The sequence below is a fragment of the Arcobacter sp. CECT 8985 genome (genome assembly GCF_004116495.1).
Classification (GTDB): domain Bacteria; phylum Campylobacterota; class Campylobacteria; order Campylobacterales; family Arcobacteraceae; genus Malaciobacter.
This window is the reverse complement of sequence record NZ_PDKC01000064.1, coordinates 1-3,407: the sequence shown is the minus strand read 5'-3', so window position 1 is coordinate 3,407 and position 3,407 is coordinate 1. Positions and strand designations below refer to the sequence as shown.

Below are 3,407 nucleotides of genomic sequence, written 5' to 3'. Positions count from 1 at the left end.
AGAATAATCAAGTTATTTAAAAACATAATGTTAAAGTCTAAATTTTTCTAAAAGAAATAACAATTTCAAAAGAAAAGAAAGAACACAACTAACTTATTAAATTTAATAAGATAGTAGCCAAGGAATAATTATCAAAAAAGATTTTAAATAGAGATATTTAAGATAAGAAAAATAAGCTATTAAGGGCTAATGGTGGATGCCTAGACTGTAAGAGGCGATGAAGGACGTACTAGACTGCGAAAAGCTATGGGGAGCTGTCAAGAAGCATTGATCCATAGATATCCGAATGGGACAACCCAATATATAGAGATATATATTACACGAAAGTGAGCGAACCTGGAGAAGTGAAACATCTCAGTAACCAGAGGAAGAGAAATCAAACGAGATTCCGAGAGTAGCGGCGAGCGAAATCGGACAAGGGCAAACCCTATGCTTGCATAGGGGGTTGAAGGACCATAAGATGAGACTAAAGATAATAGTAGAATTAGCTGGAAAGTTAAAGCAAAGAAGGTGAAACTCCTGTATACGAAATTATCAATAGCTCTAATGGATTCCTGAGTAGGACGGAACACGTGATATTTTGTCTGAAACCGGGGGGACCACCCTCCAACCCTAAATACTACTTACAGATCGATAGTGAACAAGTACCGTGAGGGAAAGGTGAAAAGTACTCCAGCGAGGAGAGTGAAATAGAACCTGAAACCATTAGCTTACAATCATTCAGAGCCCCATGATATATCGGGGTGATGGACTGCCTTTTGCATAATGAGCCTGCGAGTTGTGGTATCTGGCAAGGTTAAGCCAAGTGTGAAGCCGTAGCGAAAGCGAGTCTTAATAGGGCGAATAAGTCAGATGCTGCAGACCCGAAACGAAGTGATCTATCCATGGGCAGGTTGAAGCTGGTGTAAGAGCCAGTGGAGGACCGAACCGATGGGCGTTGAAAAGCCCCCGGATGACCTGTGGATAGGGGTGAAAGGCCAATCAAACTTCGTGATAGCTGGTTCTCTCCGAAATATATTTAGGTATAGCCTCTAGAATTAGCATATAGGGGTAGAGCACTGAATGGGCTAGGGCTGCTTACCGCGGTACCAAACCCTATCAAACTACGAATACTATATGTGGAATCTAGGGAGTCAGGCGTAGGGTGATAAAATCCTATGTCGAGAGGGGAACAACCCAGACTAACAGCTAAGGTCCCAAAGTTACATCTAAGTGGAAAACGATGTGGAGTTACTGTGACAACCAGGAGGTTGGCTTAGAAGCAGCCATCCTTTAAAGAAAGCGTAACAGCTCACTGGTCTAGTGATTCTGCGCGGAAAATATAACGGGGCTAAGATGTACACCGAAGCTTTAGATTCAAGTGTAAACTTGAGTGGTAGGAGAGCGTTCTATTCAGCGTTGAAGGTATACCGGCAAGGAGTACTGGAGCGGATAGAAGTGAGCATGCAGGCATGAGTAGCGATAATTGAGGTGAGAATCCTCAACGCCGAAAACCCAAGGTTTCCTACGCGATGCTCGTCATCGTAGGGTTAGTCGGGACCTAAGTCGAGTCCGAAAGGGGTAGACGATGGCAAATTGGTTAATATTCCAATACCAACAATTAAGCGCGATGTGGGGACGCATAGAGTTAATCGAGCTCACTGATGGAAGTGTGAGTCGAAGGACGTAGGTTGTAATTTAGGTAAATCCGGATTACACTAGACCGAGATCTTACAGGCCGAACAAACTCTTCGGAGTGCGTTTGGAATCGATGATACTGTCGTGCCAAGAAAAGCCACTAAGTATATTAATTGTTGCCCGTACCGCAAACCGACACAGGTAGGTGGGATGAGTATTCTAAGGCGCGTGGAAGAACCCTGGTTAAGGAACTCTGCAAACTAGCACCGTATCTTCGGTATAAGGTGTGCCTACATTAGTATAGAGATTAACTCTCAAAAGCTAAAGAGGTTGCAACAAAGAGTCCCTCCCGACTGTTTACCAAAAACACAGCACTTTGCTAACACGTAAGTGGATGTATAAGGTGTGACGCCTGCCCGGTGCTCGAAGGTTAACTGATGACGTTAGCGTAAGCGAAGCGTTTGATTGAAGCCCGAGTAAACGGCGGCCGTAACTATAACGGTCCTAAGGTAGCGAAATTCCTTGTCGGTTAAATACCGACCTGCATGAATGGCGTAACGAGATGGGAGCTGTCTCAACCAGGGATCCAGTGAAATTGTAGTGGAGGTGAAAATTCCTCCTACCCGCGGAAAGACGGAAAGACCCCGTGCACCTTTACTACAGCTTGACACTGTAGCTTGGATATTCATGTGCAGGATAGGTGGGAGGCTTTGAACTATGGACGCCAGTACATAGTGAGCCAACCTTGAGATACCACCCCTGAATATTTGAGTTACTAACTGGGAACAATAAACTTGTTTCAGGACAATGTCTGGTGGGTAGTTTGACTGGGGCGGTCGCCTCCTAAAAAGTAACGGAGGCTTACAAAGGTTAGTTCAAGGCGGATGGAAATCGCCTGATGAGTATAATGGCATAAACTAGCTTGACTGTGAGAGAGACAACTCGAGCAGAGACGAAAGTCGGTCATAGTGATCCGGTGGTTCTGAGTGGAAGGGCCATCGCTCAAAGGATAAAAGGTACGCCGGGGATAACAGGCTGATCTCCCCCAAGAGCTCACATCGACGGGGAGGTTTGGCACCTCGATGTCGGCTCATCGCATCCTGGGGCTGGAGCAGGTCCCAAGGGTATGGCTGTTCGCCATTTAAAGCGGTACGCGAGCTGGGTTCAGAACGTCGTGAGACAGTTCGGTCCCTATCTTCCGTGGGCGTAGGAAAGTTGAAGAGATTTGTCCCTAGTACGAGAGGACCGGGATGAACGTACCACTGGTGTACCAATTGTTCTGCCAAGAGCATCGTTGGGTAGCTACGTACGGATGTGATAAGAGCTGAAAGCATCTAAGCTCGAAGCCAACTCTAAGATGAACTTTCCCTGAAGATCCCAGCAAGACTAGCTGGTTGATAGGCTAGATGTGTAAGCGTTGTAAGACGTTTAGCTGACTAGTACTAATAGATCGTTTGGCTTATTAATTAACTTGGTTTACTATCTTATTAAGTTTAAAAGATAGTTGTGTTAGTTATTTCAAGAAAGAAAGACTTTAATATAAAAGCTCAAAGAATATGAGTATAGAGTGAATAAAGTTCATTGTATACTCATATTGCTGGTGGAAATAGCGAAGTGGAAATACCCAGCTCCATACCGAACCTGGAAGTCAAGCACTTCAGCGCTGATAATACTGCACCTTTCAGGTGTGGAAACGTAGGTCTCTGCCAGCTCTTGAGTTTTGTTTTTACTTTTTACTAAGCCTTTATCTATAACAACTTTTCTCTTGTTATTGATATGGGCTTTTTTTT

The 3,407-nt window shown here is 44.5% G+C and carries 2 rRNA genes; both read left to right on the top strand.

Annotated features, from left to right (window positions below):
• Positions 1-169 precede the first annotated feature (169 nt).
• Positions 170-3,084 (top strand): 23S ribosomal RNA (locus CRU93_RS13935).
• A 129-nt stretch (positions 3,085-3,213) separates the two neighbouring features.
• A 5S ribosomal RNA gene (rrf, locus tag CRU93_RS13930) occupies positions 3,214-3,329 on the top strand.
• The last annotated feature ends 78 nt before the right edge of the window (positions 3,330-3,407 follow it).